General features: G+C 39.8%; 31 protein-coding genes and 1 other RNA gene. 6 read left to right on the top strand and 26 right to left on the bottom strand.

Annotated features, from left to right (window positions below):
• A complete protein-coding gene (locus T391_RS0103720; RefSeq protein WP_027327208.1) occupies positions 1-600 on the top strand; it encodes a rhodanese-like domain-containing protein in 600 nt (199 codons plus the stop codon).
• A gap of 9 nt (positions 601-609) precedes the next feature.
• Complete coding sequence (locus tag T391_RS0103715) at positions 610-1821, top strand: argininosuccinate synthase (protein ID WP_027327207.1); 1212 nt, start codon at positions 610-612, stop codon at positions 1819-1821.
• Between the two features lie 385 nt (positions 1822-2206).
• Here the strand turns inward: T391_RS0103715 and T391_RS0103705 are convergent, their stop codons facing one another.
• From T391_RS0103705 to T391_RS08690, 7 genes are all read right to left on the bottom strand, one after another.
• On the bottom strand, positions 2207-2908 hold the full coding sequence (locus T391_RS0103705) for an outer membrane beta-barrel protein (protein ID WP_027327205.1): 702 nt from the start codon (positions 2906-2908) through the stop codon (positions 2207-2209).
• An 86-nt stretch (positions 2909-2994) separates the two neighbouring features.
• Positions 2995-3633: an outer membrane beta-barrel protein gene (locus T391_RS0103700; protein ID WP_027327204.1), complete on the bottom strand. Its 639-nt coding sequence runs from the start codon at positions 3631-3633 to the stop codon at positions 2995-2997.
• Positions 3634-3796: 163 nt separating this feature from the next.
• A complete protein-coding gene (ung, locus tag T391_RS0103690; RefSeq protein ID WP_027327203.1) occupies positions 3797-4498 on the bottom strand; it encodes a uracil-DNA glycosylase in 702 nt (233 codons plus the stop codon).
• Positions 4498-4776 (bottom strand): Asp-tRNA(Asn)/Glu-tRNA(Gln) amidotransferase subunit GatC, encoded by a 279-nt coding sequence (gene gatC, locus T391_RS0103685; protein ID WP_027327202.1) that lies wholly within the window; start codon positions 4774-4776, stop codon positions 4498-4500. Before gatC ends, ung begins: the two co-directional genes overlap by 1 nt.
• A 23-nt stretch (positions 4777-4799) precedes the next feature.
• Positions 4800-5606 carry a shikimate dehydrogenase gene (locus tag T391_RS07880; RefSeq protein ID WP_051420584.1) on the bottom strand — a complete coding sequence of 269 codons (807 nt, stop codon included), beginning with the start codon at positions 5604-5606 and terminating at the stop codon, positions 4800-4802.
• A gap of 1 nt (position 5607) precedes the next feature.
• Entirely contained in the window at positions 5608-5994 is a 387-nt protein-coding gene (locus T391_RS0103675) for an SH3 domain-containing protein (RefSeq protein WP_027327201.1), read from the bottom strand.
• A 68-nt stretch (positions 5995-6062) separates the two neighbouring features.
• On the bottom strand, positions 6063-6320 hold the full coding sequence (locus tag T391_RS08690; RefSeq protein ID WP_233709544.1) for a DUF411 domain-containing protein: 258 nt from the start codon (positions 6318-6320) through the stop codon (positions 6063-6065).
• A gap of 398 nt (positions 6321-6718) precedes the next feature.
• Here T391_RS08690 and speA point away from each other — a divergent pair, with 398 nt between their 5' ends.
• Both speA and T391_RS0103660 read left to right on the top strand, forming a co-directional pair.
• On the top strand, positions 6719-8566 hold the full coding sequence (speA, locus tag T391_RS0103665; protein WP_027327200.1) for an arginine decarboxylase: 1848 nt from the start codon (positions 6719-6721) through the stop codon (positions 8564-8566).
• Between the two features lies 1 nt (position 8567).
• On the top strand, positions 8568-9560 hold the full coding sequence (locus T391_RS0103660; protein WP_051420583.1) for a glycosyltransferase family 9 protein: 993 nt from the start codon (positions 8568-8570) through the stop codon (positions 9558-9560).
• Positions 9561-9618: 58 nt separating this feature from the next.
• On the opposite strand, the gene T391_RS07870 is transcribed toward T391_RS0103660, so the two are convergent.
• From T391_RS07870 to T391_RS0103625, 7 genes are read right to left on the bottom strand one after another with little or no spacing between them, the layout of a single operon-like run.
• The gene (locus T391_RS07870; protein ID WP_051420582.1) at positions 9619-10557 is read right to left on the bottom strand and encodes a glycosyltransferase family 2 protein; all 939 of its coding nucleotides are present in this window, start codon (positions 10555-10557) and stop codon (positions 9619-9621) included.
• 1 nt (position 10558) lies between these two features.
• On the bottom strand, positions 10559-10864 hold the full coding sequence (locus T391_RS0103650) for a hypothetical protein (protein WP_027327198.1): 306 nt from the start codon (positions 10862-10864) through the stop codon (positions 10559-10561).
• Between the two features lie 10 nt (positions 10865-10874).
• Positions 10875-12191, bottom strand: coding sequence for an NFACT family protein (locus T391_RS07865; protein WP_051420581.1), 1317 nt, complete (start codon positions 12189-12191; stop codon positions 10875-10877).
• A complete protein-coding gene (locus T391_RS0103640; RefSeq protein WP_051420580.1) occupies positions 12188-13702 on the bottom strand; it encodes a DNA repair protein RecN in 1515 nt (504 codons plus the stop codon). The genes T391_RS07865 and T391_RS0103640 overlap by 4 nt, the downstream gene beginning before the upstream one ends.
• A 2-nt stretch (positions 13703-13704) precedes the next feature.
• Complete coding sequence (locus T391_RS07860; protein ID WP_051420579.1) at positions 13705-14520, bottom strand: NAD(+)/NADH kinase; 816 nt, start codon at positions 14518-14520, stop codon at positions 13705-13707.
• A gap of 12 nt (positions 14521-14532) precedes the next feature.
• Positions 14533-15174, bottom strand: a complete 642-nt coding sequence (locus tag T391_RS0103630; RefSeq protein WP_051420578.1) for a hypothetical protein — start codon at positions 15172-15174, stop codon at positions 14533-14535.
• A 9-nt stretch (positions 15175-15183) separates the two neighbouring features.
• A complete protein-coding gene (locus tag T391_RS0103625) occupies positions 15184-15915 on the bottom strand; it encodes a J domain-containing protein (protein ID WP_027327195.1) in 732 nt (243 codons plus the stop codon).
• Positions 15916-15991: 76 nt separating this feature from the next.
• On the opposite strand from T391_RS0103625, the gene T391_RS0103620 reads away from it, so the two are divergent.
• Entirely contained in the window at positions 15992-16738 is a 747-nt protein-coding gene (locus T391_RS0103620) for a sulfite exporter TauE/SafE family protein (protein WP_027327194.1), read from the top strand.
• Here the strand turns inward: T391_RS0103620 and T391_RS0103615 are convergent.
• From T391_RS0103615 to tilS, 11 genes are all read right to left on the bottom strand, one after another.
• Positions 16730-17095 (bottom strand): hypothetical protein, encoded by a 366-nt coding sequence (locus tag T391_RS0103615; protein ID WP_027327193.1) that lies wholly within the window; start codon positions 17093-17095, stop codon positions 16730-16732. The two genes, T391_RS0103620 and T391_RS0103615, sit on opposite strands and share 9 nt — an antisense overlap.
• Positions 17085-17669, bottom strand: coding sequence for a hypothetical protein (locus tag T391_RS0103610; RefSeq protein ID WP_156923059.1), 585 nt, complete (start codon positions 17667-17669; stop codon positions 17085-17087). Before T391_RS0103610 ends, T391_RS0103615 begins: the two co-directional genes overlap by 11 nt.
• 17 nt (positions 17670-17686) lie before the next feature.
• Positions 17687-17827: a hypothetical protein gene (locus T391_RS08590; RefSeq protein WP_156923058.1), complete on the bottom strand. Its 141-nt coding sequence runs from the start codon at positions 17825-17827 to the stop codon at positions 17687-17689.
• Between the two features lie 100 nt (positions 17828-17927).
• A complete protein-coding gene (locus tag T391_RS0103600) occupies positions 17928-18467 on the bottom strand; it encodes a hypothetical protein (protein ID WP_027327190.1) in 540 nt (179 codons plus the stop codon).
• Positions 18464-19054: a hypothetical protein gene (locus tag T391_RS0103595; RefSeq protein WP_051420577.1), complete on the bottom strand. Its 591-nt coding sequence runs from the start codon at positions 19052-19054 to the stop codon at positions 18464-18466. Before T391_RS0103595 ends, T391_RS0103600 begins: the two co-directional genes overlap by 4 nt.
• Before the next feature lie 115 nt (positions 19055-19169).
• Complete coding sequence (locus T391_RS0103585; RefSeq protein WP_027327188.1) at positions 19170-19367, bottom strand: DUF4006 family protein; 198 nt, start codon at positions 19365-19367, stop codon at positions 19170-19172.
• A gap of 11 nt (positions 19368-19378) precedes the next feature.
• Positions 19379-20245, bottom strand: coding sequence for a cytochrome-c oxidase, cbb3-type subunit III (ccoP, locus tag T391_RS0103580; RefSeq protein WP_027327187.1), 867 nt, complete (start codon positions 20243-20245; stop codon positions 19379-19381).
• A 15-nt stretch (positions 20246-20260) separates the two neighbouring features.
• Positions 20261-20452 carry a cytochrome c oxidase, cbb3-type, CcoQ subunit gene (locus T391_RS0103575; RefSeq protein ID WP_027327186.1) on the bottom strand — a complete coding sequence of 64 codons (192 nt, stop codon included), beginning with the start codon at positions 20450-20452 and terminating at the stop codon, positions 20261-20263.
• Position 20453: 1 nt separating this feature from the next.
• Positions 20454-21146 (bottom strand): cytochrome-c oxidase, cbb3-type subunit II, encoded by a 693-nt coding sequence (gene ccoO, locus T391_RS0103570; RefSeq protein WP_027327185.1) that lies wholly within the window; start codon positions 21144-21146, stop codon positions 20454-20456.
• Between the two features lie 10 nt (positions 21147-21156).
• On the bottom strand, positions 21157-22617 hold the full coding sequence (ccoN, locus tag T391_RS0103565; protein WP_027327184.1) for a cytochrome-c oxidase, cbb3-type subunit I: 1461 nt from the start codon (positions 22615-22617) through the stop codon (positions 21157-21159).
• Positions 22618-22697: 80 nt separating this feature from the next.
• Positions 22698-23699, bottom strand: coding sequence for a tRNA lysidine(34) synthetase TilS (tilS, locus tag T391_RS0103560; RefSeq protein WP_027327183.1), 1002 nt, complete (start codon positions 23697-23699; stop codon positions 22698-22700).
• 70 nt (positions 23700-23769) lie between these two features.
• Here tilS and T391_RS0103555 point away from each other — a divergent pair, with 70 nt between their 5' ends.
• Positions 23770-24129 (top strand): RidA family protein, encoded by a 360-nt coding sequence (locus tag T391_RS0103555; RefSeq protein ID WP_034583732.1) that lies wholly within the window; start codon positions 23770-23772, stop codon positions 24127-24129.
• Between the two features lie 55 nt (positions 24130-24184).
• On the opposite strand, the gene ssrA is transcribed toward T391_RS0103555, so the two are convergent.
• Positions 24185-24554: a transfer-messenger RNA gene (ssrA, locus tag T391_RS08510) on the bottom strand.
• Between the last annotated feature and the right edge of the window lie 49 nt (positions 24555-24603).

Genomic DNA, 24603 nt, shown 5'->3' with positions numbered 1-24603 from the left:
GTGAAATATTTTATATTTATTCTTTTGGGATTCTTGGCAATGGGATGTTCCAATCAGCAAAAATCACACAATTCAAGCCAAATAGAACTTGAGCAAACTATCTCAAAACTCCAAGCCGGAGAAAAGATCAACAATACCGCTCAAAACATTATTGATGATGCACAAATACTCCTTGATCGAAGTTATGCTTATAGCTACAAGCTTATTGATGCAAAAACTCTTCTCCAAATAAGCAAAGAAAAACAAATCATTCTTATTGACACATCTCCCAAGGGGCAATATCTTCTCAAACATCTTGAGGGAGCAAAACATTTTGAGTTTAACAGCACATTCCTTTCTTCTGATGGAATGCTCATTTGGAACACAAAAAATAAATCTCAGCAGGAATTTTTAAACAAAGTAAGCAATAATCTTTTTATCACTCTTATTTTCTATGATCAAACCCAAACTCCACCATATCAGATAAGTCCAGCTGATATCGCAAGCATGTGGGCCAAAAAATTGGGTTATCATAATGTTTATCGTTTGCTTGGGGATAAAACTTCTTGGGTATCCCAAGGATTGATCATGACCCATGAAGTCCCAACATGCTGTCAATAAGGAGTGAAAATGACACAAAATAAGATTAAAAAAGTAGTTTTGGCTTATTCTGGAGGATTGGATACAAGTGTGATTCTCAAATGGCTTGGAGATACCTATGGATGCGAAGTCATCACCTTTACAGCAGACATCGGTCAAGGTGAAGAAGTCGAGCCCGCAAGAGCCAAAGCCAAACTTTTAGGAATCAAAGATGAAAATATTTTTATTGAGGATTTGAGAGAAGAATTTGTGCGGGATTTTGTTTTCCCCATGTTTAGAGCCAATGCAGTTTATGAAGGTGAATATCTTTTGGGCACAAGCATCGCTAGACCCTTGATTGCCAAACGACTTGTAGAGATCGCTAAAGAAATGGGTGCTGATGCTATTGCTCATGGCGCGACTGGCAAGGGAAATGATCAGGTGCGATTTGAGCTTGGAGCTTATGCACTCAATCCAAACATCAAAGTCATCGCTCCTTGGAGGGAGTGGGATCTCAATAGTCGAGAAAAACTCCTACAATACGCAGAGCAAGCCGGAATCCCTATCGAAAAAAAGCCAAACAAATCCCCTTATTCTATGGATGCCAATCTTTTGCATATCTCCTATGAAGGTCAACTTCTAGAAGACCCTTATAATGAGCCAGAAGAGAGTATGTGGAGATGGACAAGCTCCCCCTTTGATGCACCAGATTTGCCAGAGGAGATCATCATAGGCTTTGAAAAAGGTGATCCTACTAGCATCAATGGTGAAAAGCTTTCTGCAGCCAAACTTTTAGAAAAACTTAATATCCTAGGCGGCAAACATGGAATCGGAAGGCTTGATATCGTTGAAAATCGCTATGTAGGAATGAAATCAAGGGGATGCTATGAAACTCCAGGTGGGACAATCTTGCTCAAAGCTCATAGAGCTATCGAATCCATCACGCTTGATCGTGAAGAGGCACATCTCAAAGATGAATTGATGCCACGCTATGCATCACTGATCTACAATGGCTATTGGTTTAGTCGCGAAAGAGAAGCTTTGCAAGCCCTGATCGACAAAACTCAAGAGCATGTCACAGGAGAAGTCAGACTGCGACTTTATAAGGGCAATATCATTGTACTTGGGCGAAAATCTCCCAAATCCTTGTTTGATGAGGCTTATTCTACTTTTGAAGAAGATAGTGTATATAATCAAGCCGATGCACAGGGCTTCATCAAGCTTAATGCACTTAGATTCATTATCGCAGGTAAGCAAAAGTGAAAAAGGGGGTTTGGCTCTTTTGCTTGCTCTTTGCATTTTTTCTTAAGGGTCAAACCTCTCACTCCCACAAAATACAAGCTTTCAATTTCAAAATCCACACCATCTTTCAAACTCCAACATCATCGTTTTTGAAGATATTAAACTTCCCTCTTTTGCTCAAAAAACACAATCTCCCTCATCCACAACAACAAAAAATCGCATATTTCCTCAATCACATCTATCACTCAAGAATAGCACTCCAGCTTAATCCATCTGTATTTCTAAAGACGGGGAGAATCATAAGGAAAATGGAAACAGATGGCTATATCAAGCGCTCAAATGATAAGAGAGTGAGATTGGTTTTTATTACTTTTGATTATTGACATCCCCCCCCCTTTTTTTTGGCTTAAAAAACATATTTATAGCCAAGAGATACCGTTGTCCTCACAGGAAGAAGAGTCCCACCAAACAAAGAAGAATTAAGAGAAGCGATTGGAAGTCTTGCCATGACATCTAGACGATGATGATTGGCAATCAAAGCCGTTACCCCAACGCGTCCAGCAAAATCCAAAAGATTTCTTCCACTCGCAACTTCATCAAAAATAGCGCCAATTAAATCTGCTACAAGATCTCCAGACTCGCTAGAAGATTGTTTGACAGCATTGAGACGATAATGATATTTCATATCCGCCCCACCAAATAAACCAAGTGAAAATGACTTGCTAGCATAAACATTTACGATCAAATCAAGTTCAAGACCGGCATCGATATATGAATTTGTTTCATTCTTTTTGATTCCAAGTTCTTGCAAGAAAGATGATGACTGCTGAGTTTGTGTGATCGCTGTATATCCTGCACTCACTCCAAAACGCGTCCCAAAATAATCTCCATAAAAACTTTCTGTCCCCAAAACAAGCCCCACACTATAACCTCTAGAATCATTTTTGAAAGCATCTCTAATCATTCCAATCTGGGAGACATTCATCCCATTCTTAGCCTGAATGAATTTCTCTACACTATATCCGCCTTCAACTCCTAGATAAAATCTAGCTTGAGCCACGGAGCACAGCATCCCTAAACCTACAACTATAGAGAGAATTTTTTTCATATAAGTCCTTTTGTCAAAAGATTCTATTTATCTTAACAAAATTGAGAGCAAAAATCAGGAAAACCCCCTCCCCCTATTTTGAAGAATTAGAATACAAACTTATAGCTTGCTCCAAGAGTTGTTCTAGCAGGAGCATATGCACCACCAAGAACAAAGCTTCCCTTAGAATCTGTAACATTCATCGAAGAGATAGGAAGCTTGGCATAAAACTCAACTCTGTGGTGTTTTGCCATCATTGTAGATAAACCTACTTTTCCTGAAAAATCAAGCAAGTGCTCACTTGATCCAGCATAGCGACCATCAAGAACATAGTGATAATCCGCACTAGCTCCTCCAAATACACCAAAGCTAAAACTTCCATTATTGTAGAAATTTAGCAGCAAATCAAGACTGACACCAGCATCAACAGTGTTGAAGTTGTGCTTATCTTTAGAGACAGAAGTATATCCTGCACCTACACCCCATCTAAGTCCAAAATATTTTCCAAAGAAACTTTCTGTTCCTAGCACTCCACCTACACTGTATCCTCTCGCACCATTATCAAGCGCTTTGCTCAATACGCCTGTGCCAGAATAAGTCGCACCAAATGTATTTTTGCCGCTTGTTTTTGTATCATAAGCTGACTGTGCACTATATCCACCCTCGATTCCCACATAAAATCTCGCTTGAGCCATCGATACAACAGCACAAGATGCCATAACAACGCCGAGTAACTTTTTATTCATTTTATCTCCTTTGGTCTTTGAGAATTACTTTCTATCTCAAAAGATATCTGACTAGATCGGCCAATCTAATCCAAAGTTTAGAAAAACTTTTTCCACCCAAATAAATTTTACTAAAAAAACCTCAACCAACGCACAACCCTCGCCCAATTCTCCAAATCCACCCCTACAACTTACCCCAATCAATCTCTTCCTTCCCAAATCGTCTCAACATTTCATTAGCCGCGACAAAGACTCCACTACCCACAAATCCTCTAGCCAAAGGACTTGGATGAGGAGCCGTGACCACAGCATGCCTTGTTTGATCAATAAGAGGAATTTTCTTCTTTGCATAATTTCCCCACAGCATAAAAACCACGCCATCAAGATTGGATGAAATATAAGAAATCACCGAATCCGTAAAAATCTCCCATCCAAAATGTGCATGTGAACTTGCTTCACCTTTTTTGACTGACAAAATTGCATTCAAAAGCATCACACCTTGATCACACCATCTTGAGAGATCTCCATAAACTGGAGGAATGACTCCCAAAGACTGCTGCAACTCTTTGTAAATATTTTTAAGACTTGGGGGTGGAGGGAGAGGCTTTGGCACACTAAAACTCAATCCCATCGCTTGCGGGATCAACACCCCATCGATCATTACTTCTCCATGATAGGGATCTTGTCCAAGAATCACAACTTTTAAATTTTGGGGATCGACACGATTGAGTGCCTCAAAGGTAAGCTTTCCTTTTGGGAAAATCACATCTCCTCGCTGCTTTGCCTTTATATAACAATCGCGAATCTTCTCAAAATAAGGTTTTTTAAATTCTTCTCTTAGCGCTTCTTTCCACGCTGATGAAATTTGAATACGATCAAGCTGCATCACTCAATAATTTTGGGAACAATAAAAAATCCATCCCTAGATTGCGGAGCATGACTTAACACATCTTCTCGTATTTGAGCATCTTTAACTTCATCATCTCGCAAAGGAGTTTTCAAATCTGCTCTAATCTTAATCCCATCTGTTTGAATCGTATTGAGATTTTCTACAAAACTCAAAATCTCTGAAAGCTGATTTTTAAGCTCTTCTTCTTTGTCTTCTGCAATTTCAATCATCCCAAGTTTTTGCAATCTTTTCAATAATTCATTATCAATTTGCATAATCACCTCCACATCATTCATAACTAAGCATTATAAAACAAAGCCTTCAATTCATCAAAGCCATATCGACCCCCACAAAATATTTCAAAAGCAAAAAGTGCTTGATAAAGTAGCATCTCCAAGCCATCCATCCCTTGATTTGCCAATCCTAAAAAAGCCGTTTTGGGACGCGTTGTCAAAAAAGCCCTAAAATCTTCAATATTTTTGATGCAAGATAAAGAGGGATAAATAATATCCATCACAATCTCTGAGCGTGCAAGAAAATTCTTCAAAATATCTACTCCATAAGGCAAAGAGTGACCATCAAGCCCGACACTTGTTGTGTGAATCAATAAATCAAACTTCTTCTCTTCTTCTAGCTTTGCAACCTCAATTCCCATAGAGCGAAAGAAATCCATACAAGAAAGCGAACGATTATAGATCTCCACATCCACTCCATGGGATCGCAACATCACAGCAATCGCCCTCGCACTTCCTCCAGCACCCAAAATCAGGGCATTTTTTGCATCCAAATTCTCAATACATTTCCAAAAGCCAAGGCCGTCTGTATTGTGTCCCCAGAGCTTTCCATCTATGTGCATTACGGTATTGACAGCACCTATTTGGCATGCTAGATCACTCACCTCATCACAAAGATGAAATACAGCTTCTTTGAATGGGACAGTGATATTGGCTCCAGCGAGCAAAGAGAGAATCTTGGGCAACTCCATTTCAGAGGCCAAAAATTTTTGATAATCAGCATCAATTCCAAAATAAGAAAACAAAAAGTTGTGAATCAATGGAGAGAGCGAGTGAGAGATCGGAGATCCGATCACCCCAAAGTTTTGCATCTCAAAGTCTCCTCAAAAAATCCAACATCACCCAGCCTGATTCAAGTCTAGCCCAACCATCTTGAATCTCTAGCACTTGGACTTGACTTGCATGAGGAAGTCGTTTGACAATTTGTGCATAAGCATTTGGAGTTTTGCGGACATTGAGAAGTGAAGCCTCCACAAGATAGCTTGTCGTCTTGGGTGCAATAGGCTTTGGTATCGTTTGCGATGGCATAGCAGCAGGCTTTTGGGCCTCTGAGGCATATCGTGACACAGGGCAAGTATTTGTCCTAAGCTTCATATAAACCACTCCATACAAAGCTAGTCCAAGGTAAACAATCACAGAGGGCAAAAACAGCAACTTAATCCATCTCAATACAGAATACAAAGCAATAGTTTGAGACATTTAACACTCCTTAAAGTCCAAAGTTGCAAACCAAAAGCAAAAACTATACCCTCATCGATCCCCCACCCCTAATGCCGTGCCCACACCCCCACTTCCCCATCACGCGTAAAATAATACACACGATAAGAATCCTTGCGATTTCCTTGCTCCATCCCAGGACTTCCTAGAGGCATCCCTGGCACACTTAGCCCTATCACATTTTTGGGCTTCTCTTGTAGTAAGCGCTTAATATCCTCAGCGGGGATATGCCCTTCTAAGAAATACCCTTCTACCACACCCGTGTGACAGCTCTGAAAATCTCTAGGTAGATTGTATTTTGCTTTGATTTCGCGCCATTGCTGAACATTTTTGATGTCTTTGGCTTGAAATCCATTTTGTCTTAGATGCTCTGACCAGAGCCCACAGCACCCTCAGCCAGGACTTGAATAAACAAGCACTTCAGAAAACACAAACACACACATTGCAAGCAATGCAAATACAGCTTTCATCCTCTCTCCTTAGTTCATATAGTGTAAAAACGCCAATCTATCCAATCTCTTCAAATCAAACACCACAAAACCCCATAAACAAAACCCAAACAGATCAAAACTTAGTCTGCAAGATTTTTCTACAGCTAATGATGGATACTCTAAGCATGATTGATCAAGCAAACCATTGCCTCAATCACTGCTTAATAATTGATATAATTTTTATATCTCAAAAGTCTAATTACAGGGGTTTTTCAATGGTTGATTATGGAATAAATTTTTGGTCAAATCATGATTTTATTATTGAAGATGGTGTGGTGAAAATTGGTGCTCAAACCAAACCTGCTCTCATTGACATCGTCAAAGACATCAGAGAACAAGGCTATCGTGGCCCCCTTCTTTTGCGATTCCCTCATCTCATCAAAAATCAAATCGATAAGATTTTCAACTGCTTTGAACACTCTATCAAAGAATATCATTACAAAGGCGCATTCAAGGCTGTTTTCCCCCTTAAAGTCAATCAAATGCCAAACTTTGTCCTCCCCCTTGTTGAGCTCAGTCAAAATCGATGCTATGGACTTGAGGCTGGGAGCAAAGCAGAACTTATCCTTGCTATGGCTTATACCAACAAAAACTCCCCTATCACTGTCAATGGATTCAAAGATAAAGAAATGATCTCTCTAGGCTTTATTGCTGCAAATATGGGACATGAGATCACACTCACGATTGAAGGACTAAACGAGCTTGAAACAATCATTGAAGTGGCCAAAGACTTTAGCCCCCCTTATCCAAATATTGGTCTAAGGATTCGCCTCCATAGCACTGGGATTGGTGTATGGGCCAAAAGTGGGGGGATCAATTCCAAATTTGGGCTCAATAGCACAGAGCTACTAGAAGCCATCGCTTTGCTTGAAAAAAATAAACTTCTCAATCATTTCACTATGATTCACTTCCATATCGGAAGCCAAATCAGTGATATCTCTCCACTCAAAAAAGCAATCCGTGAGGCTGGAAATATTTATGCAGAGCTTCGCAAAATGGGGGCAAAAAATCTCAAATGCGTCAATATCGGTGGAGGATTAGCCGTGGAATACACCCAACACAGTGGGATCAATCATCGCAACTATACTTTAAGTGAATTTAGTGGGGATGTGGTGTTTTCATTGCGTGAAATTGTGAAAAACAAAAAAGAGCCTGAGCCTGACATCTACATCGAATCAGGACGATTCATTGCCGCTTCTCATGCGGTTTTGATCGCTCCAGTTTTGGAGCTTTTCTCTCAAGAATTTGATGAAAAGGCTCTCAAACTCAAGGACAAAAATCCTCCACTCATTGAAGAACTCAATGATCTCTACAAAAGCATCAACGAAAAAAATGCGATTGAATACCTCCATGATAGTCTAGATCACATGGAATCCCTTCTTACACTTTTTGATTTGGGATATATCGATCTTCAAGATCGTAGCAATACCGAAGTTCTCGTGCATTTACTCATCAAAAAAGTCATCAAACTTCTCAAGCATAAAAATCACAATGAGATTCTTAGAATCCAAGAGCAAGTCCAAGAGCGATATTTGCTCAACTGCTCTTTTTTCCAAAGCCTTCCTGATTATTGGGGACTAGGTCAAAATTTCCCTGTCATGCCGCTAGATCGTCTCAATAAAAGACCCACAAGAAGTGCAAGCCTTTGGGATATTACTTGTGATAGCGATGGTGAGATCGCCTTTGATAGCTCTAAGCCTCTCTTTTTGCACGATGTGGATGTAACCAAAGAGGACTACTTTTTGGGCTTTTTCTTAGTGGGTGCTTATCAAGAAGTGCTTGGAATGCGACACAATCTCTTCACACATCCCACAGAATTTAGCGTCGTGCTTGATTCTGATCTCAATAAGGGTTATGAAATCACTGATATCTTAGAGGCTCAAACGATCCTAGATGTGCTAGATGACATTGATTATGACACCAAAGAGATTGAGCGACGATTGAAGCTTAGAATTGAGGAGAGAGAAGATTTGAATGAGGAGAGTAAAAAAGATCTTCTTGGACGCCTCTATGTGATGCTAAGTGAAAATGTCTATCTCAAAACAATTGCTCCTTTAGAATAAAATGAAAATTGGATTCTATCGTGATGCACTCATTGGAGACAATCTTGTCTCCATCCCAGCAATGTATGCCATCAAGGCACTTTACCCTGCATCCACACTAATTGTCTATACCAATACGATTGGTTTGGAACTTTATGAGCAGTATGACTTCATCGATGAGCTTTACAATATGGATCATCAAAGTCAAGAAAAGATCAAAGATCATATCAATGCGCATCATTTTGATATTTTTCTCCTCACACAAGCCAATCGCTGGAGATGCAAACTTCTCAATCAAACCAATGTCAAAAAAGTTATCTCACTATTGAGTTTGGGCAGTATCTTTAAGCCAAAATTTCACACAATCTTCATCTCTAGAAATTTAAGCCCTCTTTCACAATCACAAAGAATGTTTAAACTTGTGAGAGAGATCAATCCCCAAATCTTTGATACCCAAATCCATAAGATCGACTTCTCCCCTACGATATTGCAAACACAACCAAGGCATAAAGAGTTCATCCAAAGCTTCCTCTCTCCCTACAAAGATTATAAAACCCTTGTGATGATCAATCCCTTTTCTCGCACATGCTCACACAATCTCACTCTTTCTGGATGGCTCAAACTCACCCAAGATCTTGCCCTGCTTTATCCACACATTCTCTTCATCATCCCCACCTATGAGGGCAATCCTACTCCACTAGAGTTTGAAACAAACCTTCCCAATATTGCGATTTTTAGAAACAATTCTGATCTTTTCAATCTAATTGAGCTTATCTCTCGTCTCTCTTTGCTTATCTCTCCAAGCACAGGCAATGCCCACATTGCCAACAATCTACACATCCCTCTTTTGGGGCTTTTTAGCAAAAGAGATCGAATGCTTTGGAGGGGGGAAAATATGAAGCTAGAAAACCTCATTATCATCCCAGCAACAAAAGAAAAAATGAGCAAAGAAACAGAAGAAGAGCTGATTTTAGAAACAATTGAAAAATTTAAAACAATCATCAAATCAATCTAGCAGTATTTTCTCTCTCAGTCCAAATCTTTCTTACAAAAATATTTGCATAGGCAGATCATCAAGAATCACAGCAAGAAGAGTGATTGGTGCAGCAGGAAGAGATGGGATTTTTATCTAGTTTTATGTAATGCTTAGATGAAAAATCTAGCCCAAAGAGTTTCTCTAAAATCATCAAGAAACGATGACGCCTCTCCCTAGAAGTAAGCTTTCGATTGCAATTAGCTTTGAATATGATCTCAGAATCAAAATCATCTGTATTTTCCTCAAGCCATTTTTGCATCACCTTTGGATGCTTGCCTTCAAATAAGCAAAGCACTTTCCAATCAATTTGATCATAGCGATAAACATTGGGCTTGTGTTTCCAATACTTGGACACCTTGGAGTGCTTGAGTGTCATCTTCTCTTCACTTCTCACCCATCCATAATGATAAATTGTCGCATTTGCTAGAACAGCTCTAGGATAACGCCCTTTTTTGTTGCTCTTATCTAGCACCACCCAAAACAATCCATCAGGAGCATAACTCCTCACACTTGTTTTGATCGCTCTCACCTCAGAGCGATACCATGCAGGAGAGGAGGCATAAGTGTGAGCATTGCCATAAAAATGACGATAAGAAAACGCCAATGCCTCCACCTCATCATCTTCCAAATATGCCTCCATCGCACTTCTAATCTTTGGTAAATCTTCCTCATGCAATACTTCATCAGCCTCCAAATAAAACGCCCAATCCCCACTACATTGAAATTGAGCGATCATTTTTTGCTGCCCATAGACATAGCCTTTGCTTGTCATTTTTTCACACCAAGTTGAAGTGATGACTTTGATCTTGGGATGCTCTTGGGCAAGATCTAAGATTTGCTCCAAGGTATCATCCTCGCTCTCTCCCACATTGACAATAAACTCATCCACTAAAGGCAAAATCGAAAGAATAGATTCCCTAAAGGGATAACCCAAAATATTTCCATTTTTCAAAAATGTAAAACCACTGATTTTCATCTTATGCCCTAATATCCAAAAGATGCTCTGATCTTTTTGGATTCTCTTGTTCGCTCTCTTCAGCAGAGCCTCTTTGTGCCCTTCGCTCTTCTTGTGAATTTTGATTCTTAGATTGCGCATCAGGATTGATCATCTCATTTTCTTCCAATTTTCGCACCTCTTGAATCTGATCAAGTTTATTTTGAAAATTCTGCATATTGGCCAAATTGGCAACATCTCCACGATGCTGAGTATTGACTTGTGTATTCGCCCCCACTTGGGTATTTTGGTTGATAAAAGTCAGATTTCCAATCGATGAAACAGCCATAATCCCCTCCTTAAAATCTCAAAGTTTTTTGCTTTGAATACAAAACATGGGCGCCATCTACCATTTTGACAAAACGCCTCTGGGTATAATCGACCAAAATATTGCGATCTAGCATCCCATTGATCCCCAAAAGCATCTTTGCACTCTGATGCAATACCTCATCGCGCACGCGAGTCTTGCCACAATGAATAATCATATGCGAAGATGGAATATCTTGGATGTGTAGCCAAATATCATCAGCCTTCGCATCCTCCAAAAGTCTCTGATTCTCCTTGCTATTGCGTCCAATTGAGATTTTCACCCCCTCAATAAAAAAGCTTTCATACTCACGCTGGATTTTTTCTTTTTTGTAGGATTTTGGTTGGATAAAGGCTTGCAAATCCCCTTCATTATCAATTCTTTGGATATAGGCGATCTGCTTTTGCAAAAACTCAATTTTTGCCAGCAAATGCTCTTTTTGGATTCTGAGATTTTTAAGTTTTTGCTTAAGGCGCTTACTTTGAGCAAAGCAAAAATTTCCACCTTGGGCATAAGATTTGATCACTGAGGGCAGAGTGATCAAAACCTCCTCTCCCTGATAGCCCCTCAAAGTCAGTGTGTGTGAAAAATAAGAAGGCAGACAAGAAGCAAAGATTAGTTCCCCCCATAGAGCATATTGCTGAGATTGACTCAAAAGATCAGAGGGGTTAGGCAGCTGATCTAGAAGCATCTGATAATCTTGAAGTTTTTTGGATTTTCGCTGGAGGATCACCTGTTTTTTTTGTGAGATTCTCTGAATCTGGCGCAAGATATATTCCTCATGCAAAAACACATCAAGTGCATCTTGACTCATCGCTTCTTTTTGTTGGATTGGTTTTGTGGGTTGAGGCAAAGATTCAAACTCTTTGTTGGGTCTAATCACCCTTGAACTCCTAGATTCTCCAATATGCCGCAATGCCTCCACAACTCGCTTATTTTGATCGACCAAAATTACATTGGTATGCTTGCCTGTAAGCTCAAAATGCAAATAATATTTTTCTTGTTTGTAGCCAGCAAGATACATAAATTCAAAGATTAAGATTCGATTATTTCCATCCAGTGCGCATGAGAGGAGCTTGGATCTTGAAGTATATTTTGTGAGGGCCAAGTCAAAGGGAGCATGATAGGAGTGTCCCAAAATCTTCTCCCTAGTTTGAAAAATAGAACTTCGCGACTTGCTCACATCGATATAAAAATCATCAAAATCAAGGCTTAGACGAAAAAGATTGTCATCAACTCGGCGCACATGATATAGGGTCGCATAATTTGAAAATCTCTGAGCAAGAGCTCTTAAAACCTCCAGTTTCACACGATCTCCATTTTTTTTCTAGCAAATTCAAGCGCTTCTTTTGTCAAAGTCGATCCACTGATCATACGCGCGATCTCATGAATGCGCCCATCCAAATCAAGCTCGCGCATTAGACTTTCTTGAAGATCTTTTTGCACCACAAAGTGTGCATCAGCTAGAGCGGGGAGATGAGGTTGATGAGAGATTGCAAAGACCTGATAAGAGCTAGCAAGCTTTTTAAGCACCTTTGCCACCCCCTCACTCTCTTCCCCACTCAAATTTGCATCAATCTCATCAAGAAGTAAAATCCCAGCATTAGATGCATTTTGCAGAGCCAATGTTGCAAGTCTTAAGCGATTATATTCTCCAGAGCTCAATGTGGAAACTGCTGAGGTGCCAAGCAAAATCTCTAATTCATCCTTGCCATTATGCTGCATCTCAGTCCCTCTAAGATTAAGATGCACATCCCCAAGCAACAACATTGAGGCATAGTGAGTGATTTGACTTGCAAGATTGGCAACAAATTGTTTTCGATTGCTTGAAATTTTGACACTTAGCACATCAAGTCTAGCTTGCAAATCTTCAATCTTTTTGCCAAGTATCTCCTGATCTTCTTGGATATGCTCATATCCCAAGAGTTTCTCCTGCTGACTCTTCTGATACTCCAAAGCCTCTTCAATCCCACCATAACGCGAGATAAGATCAGAAAGCCTAGAGAGACGATCCAAAAGTTGCTCTGGCTCATACTCATCAAGCTCATCCAATCTTTCTAGCTCAGAGCAAACCCTAGAATCCACCTCCAAAAGCATCTCATCAAAACCTTCAATCTCAATCTCAGCAGCACTCAAAAATGCATTCACTTTCCCCAGATCTTGAAGTGCCATCAAGGCATCACGACCCAATTCTTGAAGTTTTTCTTTTTTGGAAAGTCGCTTTTTGACCTCCAAAAGCTCTTCATATTCTCCAAGTTTTGGAGCAATCCCAGCAATCTTCTCTATTTCAAACAAAGCAAATTCTTGAAGCTCCATAATCCTTTGAGAATCTTCTTTGAGACGCCAAAGCTCAGCTTGACACCTCTGAAGCTCTGCAAATCCTTGTCTAAATTCTCCAAGATATTCTCTATGACTCCCATCCTCAACCAATGCATCAAGCAACTCAAGCAAAAAACCACTACTTAGCTCATTGGAATTTTTGTGGCTTAGAAATTTCACATGAGGGGCAAAAATCTCTCCAAGTCTTTTTCTAGAAGTGCTTTGATGATTGATCAGAAAGCGCGTTTTCTCTTTTTTGAGAATCTGCACGACCAATTCTTCTTCACTTAAATATTCAAATAACTCAATCTCTCCATCCAATCTCCCCTCAATCATAGTCGCATTACTATCTTTGATCCCAAAAAGTGCCAAAAGTGAAGCAAAAAAGACTGATTTACCTGCTCCACTTGCTCCACTGATGACATTAAGTCCGGGATGAAAGGCTAGATTCAAATGTTTAAATGTCGGAGAATCTTTGATCACAATCTCTTGAATAAACACCTTCAATCTCCCCAGCGAAACTTTTCACGCAACAATGCAAAATAATCCCAATCTCTAGGATAGATCAAACATGCACTCTCCCCCTCATTGCAGATTTTCAATCTAGCTCCATGTGGAAAATCAAAGATCTTTTGGCCATCAACAATGATCTGAGAATCTTGTCTAGTCTCAAATTCCAAAAACGCATCAGATCCGACAATCATTGGGCGTTGTGTCAGAGAATGTGGAGCTAGGGGGGTGAGCAAAATATTTTGACAATAAGGATAAACCACACTTCCCCCAGCAGAAATATTATAGGCTGTTGATCCTGTCGGAGTAGCTATGATCAAGCCATCACAATAGTAGTGATTAAGCATCTTACCCCCAATCATTGCCTCAATCTCAATCATCGTGGAAAAATCCTTTTTGCAAATCAACACTTCATTGAGTGATCGTGCGATTTTTTCCTCATTGTAATAGACAGAGAGCGTGAGGGGTCTATGCACTTCATACTCCCCGCCAAAGAGCAAGGGTAGAAACTCAAAACATTTTTCAAGACAAACACCAGTCAAAAATCCAAGATTCCCAGCATTGATCCCAGCAATTGGCAGGGATGGAATCTTGTGAAAAGTTGAAATCAAAGTTCCATCTCCACCAAGAGAGAGCAACATCTGACTTTGTCTTTGAATCTCTTCTAAGCTCACCCCTCTTTTGCCATAGGCATTCCCCTCCTCAAAGCAAACTCCAACCCCATGATCATGACAAATCCCCTCCAATTCATCCAAAACCTCCCCCATCCCAGAGACATTGCTTCTGACAAAGATTCCCAGCTTCTCCAAAGTGCCCCTTAATTATTGGAAATAATAAGCTCTCACAGTAAAACCACGCTTTTTAGGTTCTTGCACACTCAAGCCCTCAAACACAGCTACATTAGGGAAGAGTTTGTAAATCTCTTGGATTGCCATTTTGGCTCGAAATGATGCCAATCCCTCTTGTTTGAGCTCTGGACTCCTTCCTGCATAGGGCTTCTCATCGACAATTCCCACCACCTCCAAGGCTACGATGCGTTTATCACTAGCCAAAAGTCCTTCAATACTTGACTTCATATTCTGCAAACACACACTAGGCAAACTCCATCGTCCATTTTGTGCTACATAGCATTCAGTGACATATTGCGCTTTTGGCTTGATGGCATAACTCAATCTTTGCGTCATACCAGAGGTTTTTTCTCTCAAGAGTGCATTTTCTTCTCTGAGGATTTTGATTTGTCCATCTTTGATCTTGATTTGCTCGACAAGCTTATGGACATCATGGCCATTTTCACTTTGCATATTATTTGCATCAAGCGTATTTCCTTCATATTTGAGGACAAAATAATAATATGCCACTCCCCCAAGAGCACTCAACAAGATCAAAACGCTCATGATCCCTAGGATGAGTGTCAAGATCCCACCCTCTTTCTTCTTTTGTACTTGGTTTGTGGGCTGTTCCATCTTCTTCTCCTATTTTAAACTTGCACAAATGTTATCAAATGCACTTTGGATTTGAATAAATCTTTGCTGATAATCTTGAATGACTTCACAATCGGCATCAAATACATTATCTGGATGATATTGTTTGGCCAACTTAATGTATTTTTTGCGAATTTGTGTGAAATTTTCTCCAAGATAAGAATCCAAAATCCTATAGCTCTGCTCTAGCTTGCCCTCATGTTGCATCCAATTTGAATCTACTTCAAAATCAAGATGCAAAATCAAATTATCTGCAACTCTAGAGTGAATGATCTCCATAAGATATTCCCAAAACCCCTTCCTAGAGCTATCCAAAATCAATGCATCTCGATCTCTCACATAATCTTTAAATAACTGCAACACACAATGCCTTGCTCTCTGATCATCGTGTAAAAGCAAGATTTGAAGAGAGCTATGATCAACCACCTTTACTTTTGCATCGATTCGATAAAGCAAGCTCTCTAGGGGAATGATTTTGATTTGAATGGGCAAATACGCCTTTTCTAAAAAATCCTCATTCACAGGAATCTCTTGAAGACAAAAAAGCCAATTTAAAAAATATCGCTTCTTAATTAGCCTTGTATCATCTAAAATCAAAAGAGTATTTGAAAGTCGATGGACTTGATGAAAATGTCTCTTGGCATAGATGAGGATTTTTTCAAGTAGAGCACAATTTTCTTCAATTGTGATTTGCAAAAATTGTGGATAAGTCTCAAACCTCATCGATAAATGCCTCTCTTGATGAATATCTTTTGCATACTTTATAAGTTATTTTACTTTCTTTGTGGAGGGTTTTAGGATGGATTCTTTTGTTTTGATTTTGCTTGGCTTGTTTTCTGGAATGGCCTCAGCACTTTTTGGGATTGGTGGAGGGACGATCATCGTCCCCTCGCTGATGCTCATTGGTTTTGATATCACTTTTGCGATTGGAATCTCAATCATTCAAATGATTTTTGCTAGTTTCTTTGGCTCCTATCTCAACTATCGCAAACATCTCATTACCCTAGATCTAGGGATCGCACTTGGTCTTGGAGGGCTTATTGGCTCAAGCCTCTCAGGGATCATTCTCTCAATAACCCCAGAGAGAGTGCTCCATCTTGCTTTCCTAAGCTTCACAGTCATTTCATTTGCACGCTATTTTTATCCATCACGCACTCCCTATGAATCCAAAAATCTCTCAAATACCCAAAAATATTTATTGCTTGTGTGCTTTGGTTGCATTGTGGGAATCTTTTCTTCAAGTCTTGGTGTTGGGGGAGGACTTTTGCTTGCCCCACTTTTAGGAATCTTTCTAGGATTAAATTCCAAAGAAGTGGTGCCACTTGCATTGTTTTTTATTTGCTTTTCATCTCTTTCTGGAGCAATCAGTCTCTACACAGCAGGATTTGTCCATCTTCAAACAGGGATCCTCATAGGGATTTTTGCCATGATTGGAGCCTACATCGGAATCCACCTTATGTCCAAAATCTCCCCTTCTCTTCATAAAAAAATGCTTCTAGGCATCTATCTCTTCTCAATCGGAACGACGCTCTTTAAGCTAATCTAGTCTCCAAATCTCTCTCCTTGTGTGACGCACTAGCAGAGAATCAAGAGGAGAAATCCTCTCAATTGCAAAATCTACCAAACACACTCTATCCTCACATGATGAAAGAAAAAACTTCATCCAATATCCCTCCAACTCAAACTCCAAAACCCTGCACGCATCAATCCCATAACGCCTAATACAAGTTTTGCCAAGATTTGAGAGATCATGTGAGAGAATCTCCATCTGGATGCTCAGGTGTGTTTGCACTCCTTCACTCAACTCACGCCCCTTTTTGGCAAAATGCATCCCAATTGCCAGCACAATAAACGCCATCAAAACAAAGACATAAAATGAATAAAACCCTCCCCTACAATACATGCACAACCTCATGATGCAAAAATTGCCTCACCAAACAAACAGAAGTGCAGATTCTAATCTGATATATCCCATTAGTTTGACTGATTTCAAACTCACGCACTCCATCTAATAGCACCCATCGATCCAAATAAACTTTTCCCCCTGTAAATACAATCTGTCTTTTTTCTCGCAATGGCACAATCACCCCGCACTGAGCCTTTCGATCCAAAATCAACTCATCCCCCTCTCGCCCCAAAACTTTGGCAATCTCTAGCTTTTCAGAAAACATCCCCACATATGAAGTATCACCAAGTTTTGAGATCCTATTTGATTGACAAGTTTTAAGAATCGCTCTAAAAGTATCTTTCAAAAAAAGATCACGATTGATCTCAAAAAGCTCTATTAGATCAGGTGAGAGCTTAGATAAAAGAGAGTTTTGGATCAATCTCTGGAGATAAAACACCGCGCTAGAGAGCTGGGCATTTGCAATATGAGCCTCCTGATAGACTTTGGAATCTTTATGAATTTGTAGCAAGGTTTGAGAGCAAGTCACCACCACAACGGCAAAAACAATGAGTGCAAATAAAGCTTCCAAAACACTAAAAGCACTCCTCATGGCACTACATCAAATGAAAAATACACATGTTCTCCGCTTTGCATTTTTTTATATTGCACTTCAAAAATCAAACCTTGACTTTTAAGGATTAGAGGAGAAGAATCATCAATACTAGAAGGATACAAATAAGCTTTCATATCTTGCTTGTGTTTGGGCAAAGCAAGATAAAAGCCAAATATAGACAATGCCAGAGAGCATAAAAGGAGGCAAAAGAGTGCCTCAAGAAGGATAAAACCCCTAGAGTACAAAGAGCTCTCGCTCAAAGAAAAGCTTCTTGGTCTCATTTTCTCGCTGATAATTGATCACCACAACGGCTTTATAGCGCCCTTTGTGAGGGATCAGAATCTGTGTAGAGAGGGATTTTTGAGCAAAGGCACCCAGATCTTGAGTGGGCTTGGCTGTATTGACAGATTCCAAGTAAAGATGAGCATCCAAGTCTTTAAGCTTAGAGCCATTTATAAGCAACGAGAGTGCATAAGGTTTGCCTGATTGAATCTCAAAAAACTTCTGTGTATTTTTCTGCAAATAAGGAGGAATGAGCTTGAGTGATTGCTCTTGCTCTCCAATCACTCTCAAAGTAATTTCATGATGCTTCAAAAACCAATTTTGCTCCCTAATCAGCGTATTGATCTCGCTATCAATATGTTTTTTTGAAACAAAATAAGAATGATCTTCGATGGCTGGATTTTTAAGTGCAATGACCACACTTGCGATGATGCAACACACCACTACACTCATAAATCCAAACAAATAAAAGGGGGCTTTTGTTTTTCTCATTTTTTATTCCTTGTCCAATAAATTAAACCGATTAGACCAAACATCACACCCAACATAGCATAGACCAAATAATGCACATAATCCTGCACACCACTACGATCTACGACTAAATTATTCTCCAAATTTATCTGATAGTGATTGGCAATCTCATCAGCTAGCTGTGCATAACCATTGAGGATGGCAGCTGAAATCTTAGATGGTGGCATTTCTCTTTCTTGCATCAAGATTGGAACCATATAGTGTGAAATAATCTCCCCCCGATTGATTCCCAAATCAGGCTTTAGAATAATGTCGATCTTTTGATGTTCTTTGAAGAAAAAAATTACACCATAGGGCTCAATAAGTCGCTGTAAAAAACTCTGTTTAAACGACTCGCGCCCCTCTTTTGCGCTTCCCTCAATCCTATCTACTGCCACGACATAGAGTGAAAATCCTGTTTTTTTCTTCAATTCATAAGAGAGTTGCTGGATAAAACCAGCACTCTTTGGCACGATGAGATGATCGGGATTGCCAAGGACAAAAGAATCGCTAGCTACAAGTCTAAGACATAGGCTAGCTATATAAGCTAGCCATACAATCTTTCTCATTTCATTAGGTCAATGTCAAAAGATAATCAGGAATGAAAGGAATCACAATAGCAGTCACAATAAACATCACGATCAAAACACACAGAATCTTTTCTAATGGTGTCATATCCGCTCCTTATTTTGCAAGCTTGTAGTATTGACTATTTTTTGAATCAATTGCTTGAATTGACTGATGATCCAAAGAATAAGCATTTGTGGCTTGGATTTTTTGTGTTTTCCAAGCCTGCATCCCAAGTCCAAAAACGACACTCAAAAGCACTGCAACCAAAATCAAGAGTCCCAAAATACCATTTAAACCAAACAATTTATTCATGACAGTCCTCCTCAATCAACATTTTCAAGAGATTCGATATAGGCTGCAAGAGCTCTGATCTGCACATCATTGAACTGCACAAATTTAAAAGAAGGCATATGCCCGATATGACCTTTTTTGCCATGCTCTAGGACATATGCAAGGAATTTGCTTGTGCCATATGTACTCAAATCTGGAGCACTTCCCTCCATCCCCCTGCCATCTTCACCATGGCAAGCCGTACATCCAGCTGTGCTAAACACCTCTTTTCCTTTGGCAACTTCTGCTGGATATTTTGTATTTTTAAGCTCTGAGATCTCAGCCATCACATACGCAGCAACTGCTCTTGCATCTGATTCATTGATCTCTGTCACAGGCATTTCTCCAAGTGGGAAATCAAGACCCTTGGATCCATTTTTGATCACCTGCATAATCCCCTCTTCTTTCCCCCATTGTGTGAGATTCTGAGCCTTTCCTTGCAAACCTTCAGCAGTTACACCATGACACTGTGAGCATTGAACCAGGAAAATACTCTCACCCATAGCCACAAGATCGTTTTGGGACAGATTCTCCCACTTCTTTTGATATTTTTGATTGTGTTCTGCGACCTCTTGATTGTATTGCCCAATCTGAGAGAAAGAATTGAGCGGGTAACCAACAAAGATATACCAAAATCCCCAAATCATCACAAGCGCAAAACATATACCCCAGCCAAAAGGAATATTGTTTTCAAATTTACCAATCCCATCCCATCGATCACTAGAAAGCTCTCCTTTGGGGTTGGAGGTTTTCATTTTATTGATATAGAAATTACTCACAAATGCCGTCAATCCTATTATCACAATTGCTGCAATCACTGATATCAGATTAATTGGATCACTTAAATCAAACCACTGCATCTCCACTCCTCTCTCTTATCTTTTCTCAATAATTTCATCACTCAATGCATCATCTAATGCCAAACGAGAGTATTTTTCATAATTTCTCTCTCCCTTCTTCTCGCTTCTATACATCGAATAGATATACGCATAAAGAAAGACGCATAAACAAATTGTCACAATCAAATAAATATTTTTCTGAATCAAAACTAAAGTAGATAGATCCATCCTACTCTCCTTGAGATGTTCTTCTTGATTGTCCCAAACTGTTCAAATACGCAATAAGGGCGACAATCTTTTTGATTTCTCCATTTTTAAATGCCTCTTTGACCTGCTCGCTTTTCATATCATGAACAATTTGCTCAGCTTCTTGATAAAACAATGATTTAGCCTGTCTGATATCTCCAAGCTTCACACCATTCTCTACATCATAGGGCACTCCAAAAACAACTTTTTGGGTATAGGCTTCAGCATAGGCAGTGTCAAAATCCACATTATTAGAATAGAGATGCTTATAAGCAGGCATGATAGATCCTGGAACAACACTCTGTGGATCCCACATGTGATAATCATGCCAATCTGTTGTCCTATTATCACCTACACGATGGAGATCAGGGCCAGTTCTCTTGGATCCCCAAAGAAATGGGCGATCATACGCATACTCTCCACTCAAGCTATAAGGACCATAGCGATCTGTCTCTGCCTTAAATGGACGGATAAGCTGAGAGTGGCAGTTGTAGCATCCCTCTTCGATATAGATCTGTCTGCCTGCAGTCTCAAGAACAGTATAGGGGCGCAACCCCTCAATAGGTCGTGCTGTTTTTGCAAAACCTGGGAGAATCTCCACAAGACCAGCAATTGAAAACACAAAAACAAAAGCTAATGAAAAAAAGAAAGGATTTTTTTCCAACCAACTAAACATACAATCCTCCTTAAGATGCCATTGGTGTCGCATATTGAGGCTCTTTTTCCAAAAGCCTTCCTGAGATGATTGTCATCAAAATGTTATAAACAAACACAATAAAGCCAATCAAATAAAGCAACCCTCCAATTCCACGAATAATGTAGTATGGAATCAAAGCCAATACTGTATCGATAAACTGATAGCTCAATACTCCATACTCATCAGTATCGCGCCACATCATTCCTTGAGTGATTCCTGCAATCCACATACTTGAAAAATAAAGAATGATCCCAATTGTCATCATCCAAAATTGTGCATCAATCAGTTTTTTGGAATAGATTTCTCTTTTGAAGATACGCGGAACCATGTGGAATGTCCCAGCGATGATTACAAACCCAACCCATCCAAGAGCTGCATCATGAACATGTCCGATAATCCAATCTGTAAAGTGAGCTAGTGCATTGACGGATTTGATTGACTGGATTGGTCCTTCAAGTGTTGTCAAGAGATAAAAAGTGGAAGCCAAAACCATAAACTTAATGATTGGGGATTCTCTAAGCTGATGCCATTGCCCTCTCATTGTCAAAAGCATATTGATCCCTGTTCCCCAAGAAGGCAAAATCAAAATCACTGAGAACATAGATCCCAAAGTCTGCACCCAATCTGGCGTCGTTGAATAGATCAAATGATGTCCTCCAGCCCAAATATAAACAAACATCAAGGCCCAAAATGAGAACAAAGTCAGCTTGTAAGAAAAAATGGGCTGACCGGATTCTTTTGGAAGAAAATAGTAAATCAATCCAATGATCCCAGAGGTAAAGACAAATGCCACAGCATTATGCCCCCACCACCACTGAATCATTGCATCATTTGTCCCAGAATAAAAAGAAATCGAATGCCATACACTTCCCACTCCAGCGACAAAATAAGTAGGAACAGCAAGATTATTGAAAATATAGAGTGTTGCAACTCCGATAAAAGTCGCAATGAAATACCACAAAGAAGCATAAATCGTCTTTTCACGACGCACGCCCATACTTCCAAAAAGGCTAATGCCCCATAACACCCATGCGACCACCACAAGCAAATCAATTGGCCAGATGAGCTCGGCATATTCTTTGGACTGTGTAAATCCCCCAAGAAGTGTGATGACTGCCAATGCCATAATCACAATATAAACACCAAAATGAGCATAACCTACAAAGCGCAAAAATGGATGCTCAGCATAAGAGATTTTAAGCACTCTTTGGCCAAAATAATACCATCCAGCCCAAATCCCACTCAATGTAAATCCATAAATCACTCCATTGGTGTGCAAAGGTCTTAAGCGACCAAAAGTTCCGTATTCACTTGCCAAATAATTGAGGTTTGGAAAAGCCATTTGGAAAGCGATGATCACTCCCACGAGCAACCCAACGATTCCAAAAATCAAAGTCGTATAAACAAATAACTTGGCAATAGAATAGTCATATTCAACGCTACTTTGCATCGTTACTCCTTCTTTCTATCTGTAATTCAAACTCAAACCCACGATTATACAACTTTTAAAAATAAAAGTCGTGCATCTACCTAGTTTGAAATAGGGTGATTACAAAACTTTCCAATCTCCTCTATAGAGATTTGAGAGCACCAAAGAGGATAAAACACAGGCCTTAGTCGATGTGGAATCTGATGGATTCGGCACAGGTTTCTATACTCTCTACTCATGACGCATTCTATCTTTGGGGTGACAAAAATATAATGAGCATTACTCTCAATGATGAGAGTATGAATCTCACAGGAGAAACAGCAGCGCATAATCTCTTTTTTTTGTTTTGCTGAGAGCACATAGCCTAGTTTTTTGCATTCTAGATCAAGGATATATAAGCTTTGATACTCTCTAGCTCTAGCAAACCGACGCACCTCCCCTAACTTTCCAATCTCAAACTTTGGGTAGAGAATCTGTTTTTCTTTTTCAAGATATTTCAAACTTTGTTTGATTCCACAAGAGCTTTGCATCAAAAAAGAAGCAATCATACGATAACGATTGCGCACAAATCTCTCATCTTGATTACTACGATCCTCAAAAAATCGTATCCCTCGCTCCATACAAAATCTATACAACTCTCCTTTTGAGACATCCAAAAGAGGACGAAACACATCAAATCCCATCACTCTCTCACAAAATCCAAATCCCAAAAGTGTATTTAATCCAGCACCCCTTGCAAACTGCATCAAAAGCCATTCGATGCGATCATTGAGCTGATGAGCCAAAAGCAATCCACGGTAAGCATTTTTTGCAATAAGCTCACCAAAAAACTCATAACGAATCTTTCTTGCATTTGCCTCAAAATTCGATCCAATCCGTGGCGCACGCAAATGATAAATTTTCTTATCATATGTTTGAGCCAACTCTTGCGCATAAGCTACCTCTAGCCTGCTCTCTTCTCTCATCCCATAATCCACGATAGCCAAATCAAACTCCACGCCACACTCTAGGAGCAAAAAAAACAAAGCACTACTATCCACCCCTCCTGAAAAACCAAGCAAAAATACAGAATCTTGCGGAAGTTTTGAGATGTGATGAAGCATGGCATTCCTTGGGGTTTTTGTTTATTTTATCTATAATAAAAGCTTGATTTCAAGAATACAAGGAGACAAAATGTCCTATCCAAAAGCAATCGGACCTTATAGTGCATACAGAGTAGCTGGAGATTTGATATTTATTTCTGGGCAACTGCCCCTTGATCCTGAAAGCATGGAATTTGCAAGCACAGAAATCAAGGGACAAACTCATCAATCCCTAAGCAATGTCAAAGCAATTCTCAAAGAGCTTGGATTGGGGATGGATAGCGTGATCAAGACCACGGTGCTACTTTCAGATATTGCTGATTTTGCATCAATGAATGAAGTCTATAGTGAATTTTTCTCTGCTCCCTATCCTGCAAGAAGTGCATTTGCTGTGCGTGATTTGCCCAAGGGTGCAAAAGTAGAAATCGAAGTTATCGCCTCAAGAAAATAATCTTCAAAGCAAAAAAAAAAGGGGGGGGGGGGTATGCAAATCTATCAAATCAAATTGGTGGAGCTGTGGGGGATCGAACCCCAGTCCAAAAACCAAACCCACAAAGACCTCTACATGTTTAGACAGAGTTGAAAAACTTAAACACAGGAACTCAACTCCCAAAATACCCCGTATCGCAACCTATGTTCTTAGTTTGCACCCCTAGGTTTGATGCAAAAGCAGCTAGCGAGGATGACGACTGGATGGGTTAGCTAGCATGGCCTACCCAATCGGCTCCGAAGAGTTGGTTAAACTTACGCTACTTTTGCGTAAGCTGGAGCGAAATTTGTATTGTTTGCGTTTAATTTTAAACTGGCAGGATTACGGAATGCCATCCGACATGCAGTCTAAGCTATTTAGCTCCTGTCGAAAGCCAAATCAGCCCCAAAATTTTCCAGAATCGATGGAAAGTTGAGATTATACAAGCATTCTTGC

The organism is Helicobacter pametensis ATCC 51478, assembly GCF_000518225.1.
In the GTDB taxonomy this organism is placed as follows: domain Bacteria; phylum Campylobacterota; class Campylobacteria; order Campylobacterales; family Helicobacteraceae; genus Helicobacter_G; species Helicobacter_G pametensis.
The sequence above is the reverse complement of the archived record's forward strand: the minus strand, read 5'-3'. Positions and strand labels throughout refer to the sequence as shown.

Coding starts and splice junctions, on each gene's coding strand:
- T391_RS0103715 (WP_027327207.1), top strand. CDS start 610: ATGACACAAAATAAGATTAAAAAAGTAGTTTTGGCTTATTCTGGAGGA.
- T391_RS0103705 (WP_027327205.1), bottom strand. CDS start 2,908: ATGAAAAAAATTCTCTCTATAGTTGTAGGTTTAGGGATGCTGTGCTCC.
- T391_RS0103700 (WP_027327204.1), bottom strand. CDS start 3,633: ATGAATAAAAAGTTACTCGGCGTTGTTATGGCATCTTGTGCTGTTGTA.
- ung (WP_027327203.1), bottom strand. CDS start 4,498: ATGCAGCTTGATCGTATTCAAATTTCATCAGCGTGGAAAGAAGCGCTA.
- gatC (WP_027327202.1), bottom strand. CDS start 4,776: ATGCAAATTGATAATGAATTATTGAAAAGATTGCAAAAACTTGGGATG.
- T391_RS07880 (WP_051420584.1), bottom strand. CDS start 5,606: ATGCAAAACTTTGGGGTGATCGGATCTCCGATCTCTCACTCGCTCTCT.
- T391_RS0103675 (WP_027327201.1), bottom strand. CDS start 5,994: ATGTCTCAAACTATTGCTTTGTATTCTGTATTGAGATGGATTAAGTTG.
- speA (WP_027327200.1), top strand. CDS start 6,719: ATGGTTGATTATGGAATAAATTTTTGGTCAAATCATGATTTTATTATT.
- T391_RS0103660 (WP_051420583.1), top strand. CDS start 8,568: ATGAAAATTGGATTCTATCGTGATGCACTCATTGGAGACAATCTTGTC.
- T391_RS07870 (WP_051420582.1), bottom strand. CDS start 10,557: ATGAAAATCAGTGGTTTTACATTTTTGAAAAATGGAAATATTTTGGGT.
- T391_RS0103650 (WP_027327198.1), bottom strand. CDS start 10,864: ATGGCTGTTTCATCGATTGGAAATCTGACTTTTATCAACCAAAATACC.
- T391_RS0103630 (WP_051420578.1), bottom strand. CDS start 15,174: ATGGAACAGCCCACAAACCAAGTACAAAAGAAGAAAGAGGGTGGGATC.
- T391_RS0103625 (WP_027327195.1), bottom strand. CDS start 15,915: ATGAGGTTTGAGACTTATCCACAATTTTTGCAAATCACAATTGAAGAA.
- T391_RS0103620 (WP_027327194.1), top strand. CDS start 15,992: ATGGATTCTTTTGTTTTGATTTTGCTTGGCTTGTTTTCTGGAATGGCC.
- T391_RS0103615 (WP_027327193.1), bottom strand. CDS start 17,095: ATGTATTGTAGGGGAGGGTTTTATTCATTTTATGTCTTTGTTTTGATG.
- T391_RS08590 (WP_156923058.1), bottom strand. CDS start 17,827: ATGAAAGCTTATTTGTATCCTTCTAGTATTGATGATTCTTCTCCTCTA.
- T391_RS0103600 (WP_027327190.1), bottom strand. CDS start 18,467: ATGAGAAAAACAAAAGCCCCCTTTTATTTGTTTGGATTTATGAGTGTA.
- T391_RS0103595 (WP_051420577.1), bottom strand. CDS start 19,054: ATGAGAAAGATTGTATGGCTAGCTTATATAGCTAGCCTATGTCTTAGA.
- T391_RS0103585 (WP_027327188.1), bottom strand. CDS start 19,367: ATGAATAAATTGTTTGGTTTAAATGGTATTTTGGGACTCTTGATTTTG.
- ccoP (WP_027327187.1), bottom strand. CDS start 20,245: ATGCAGTGGTTTGATTTAAGTGATCCAATTAATCTGATATCAGTGATT.
- T391_RS0103575 (WP_027327186.1), bottom strand. CDS start 20,452: ATGGATCTATCTACTTTAGTTTTGATTCAGAAAAATATTTATTTGATT.
- ccoO (WP_027327185.1), bottom strand. CDS start 21,146: ATGTTTAGTTGGTTGGAAAAAAATCCTTTCTTTTTTTCATTAGCTTTT.
- ccoN (WP_027327184.1), bottom strand. CDS start 22,617: ATGCAAAGTAGCGTTGAATATGACTATTCTATTGCCAAGTTATTTGTT.
- tilS (WP_027327183.1), bottom strand. CDS start 23,699: ATGCTTCATCACATCTCAAAACTTCCGCAAGATTCTGTATTTTTGCTT.
- T391_RS0103555 (WP_034583732.1), top strand. CDS start 23,770: ATGTCCTATCCAAAAGCAATCGGACCTTATAGTGCATACAGAGTAGCT.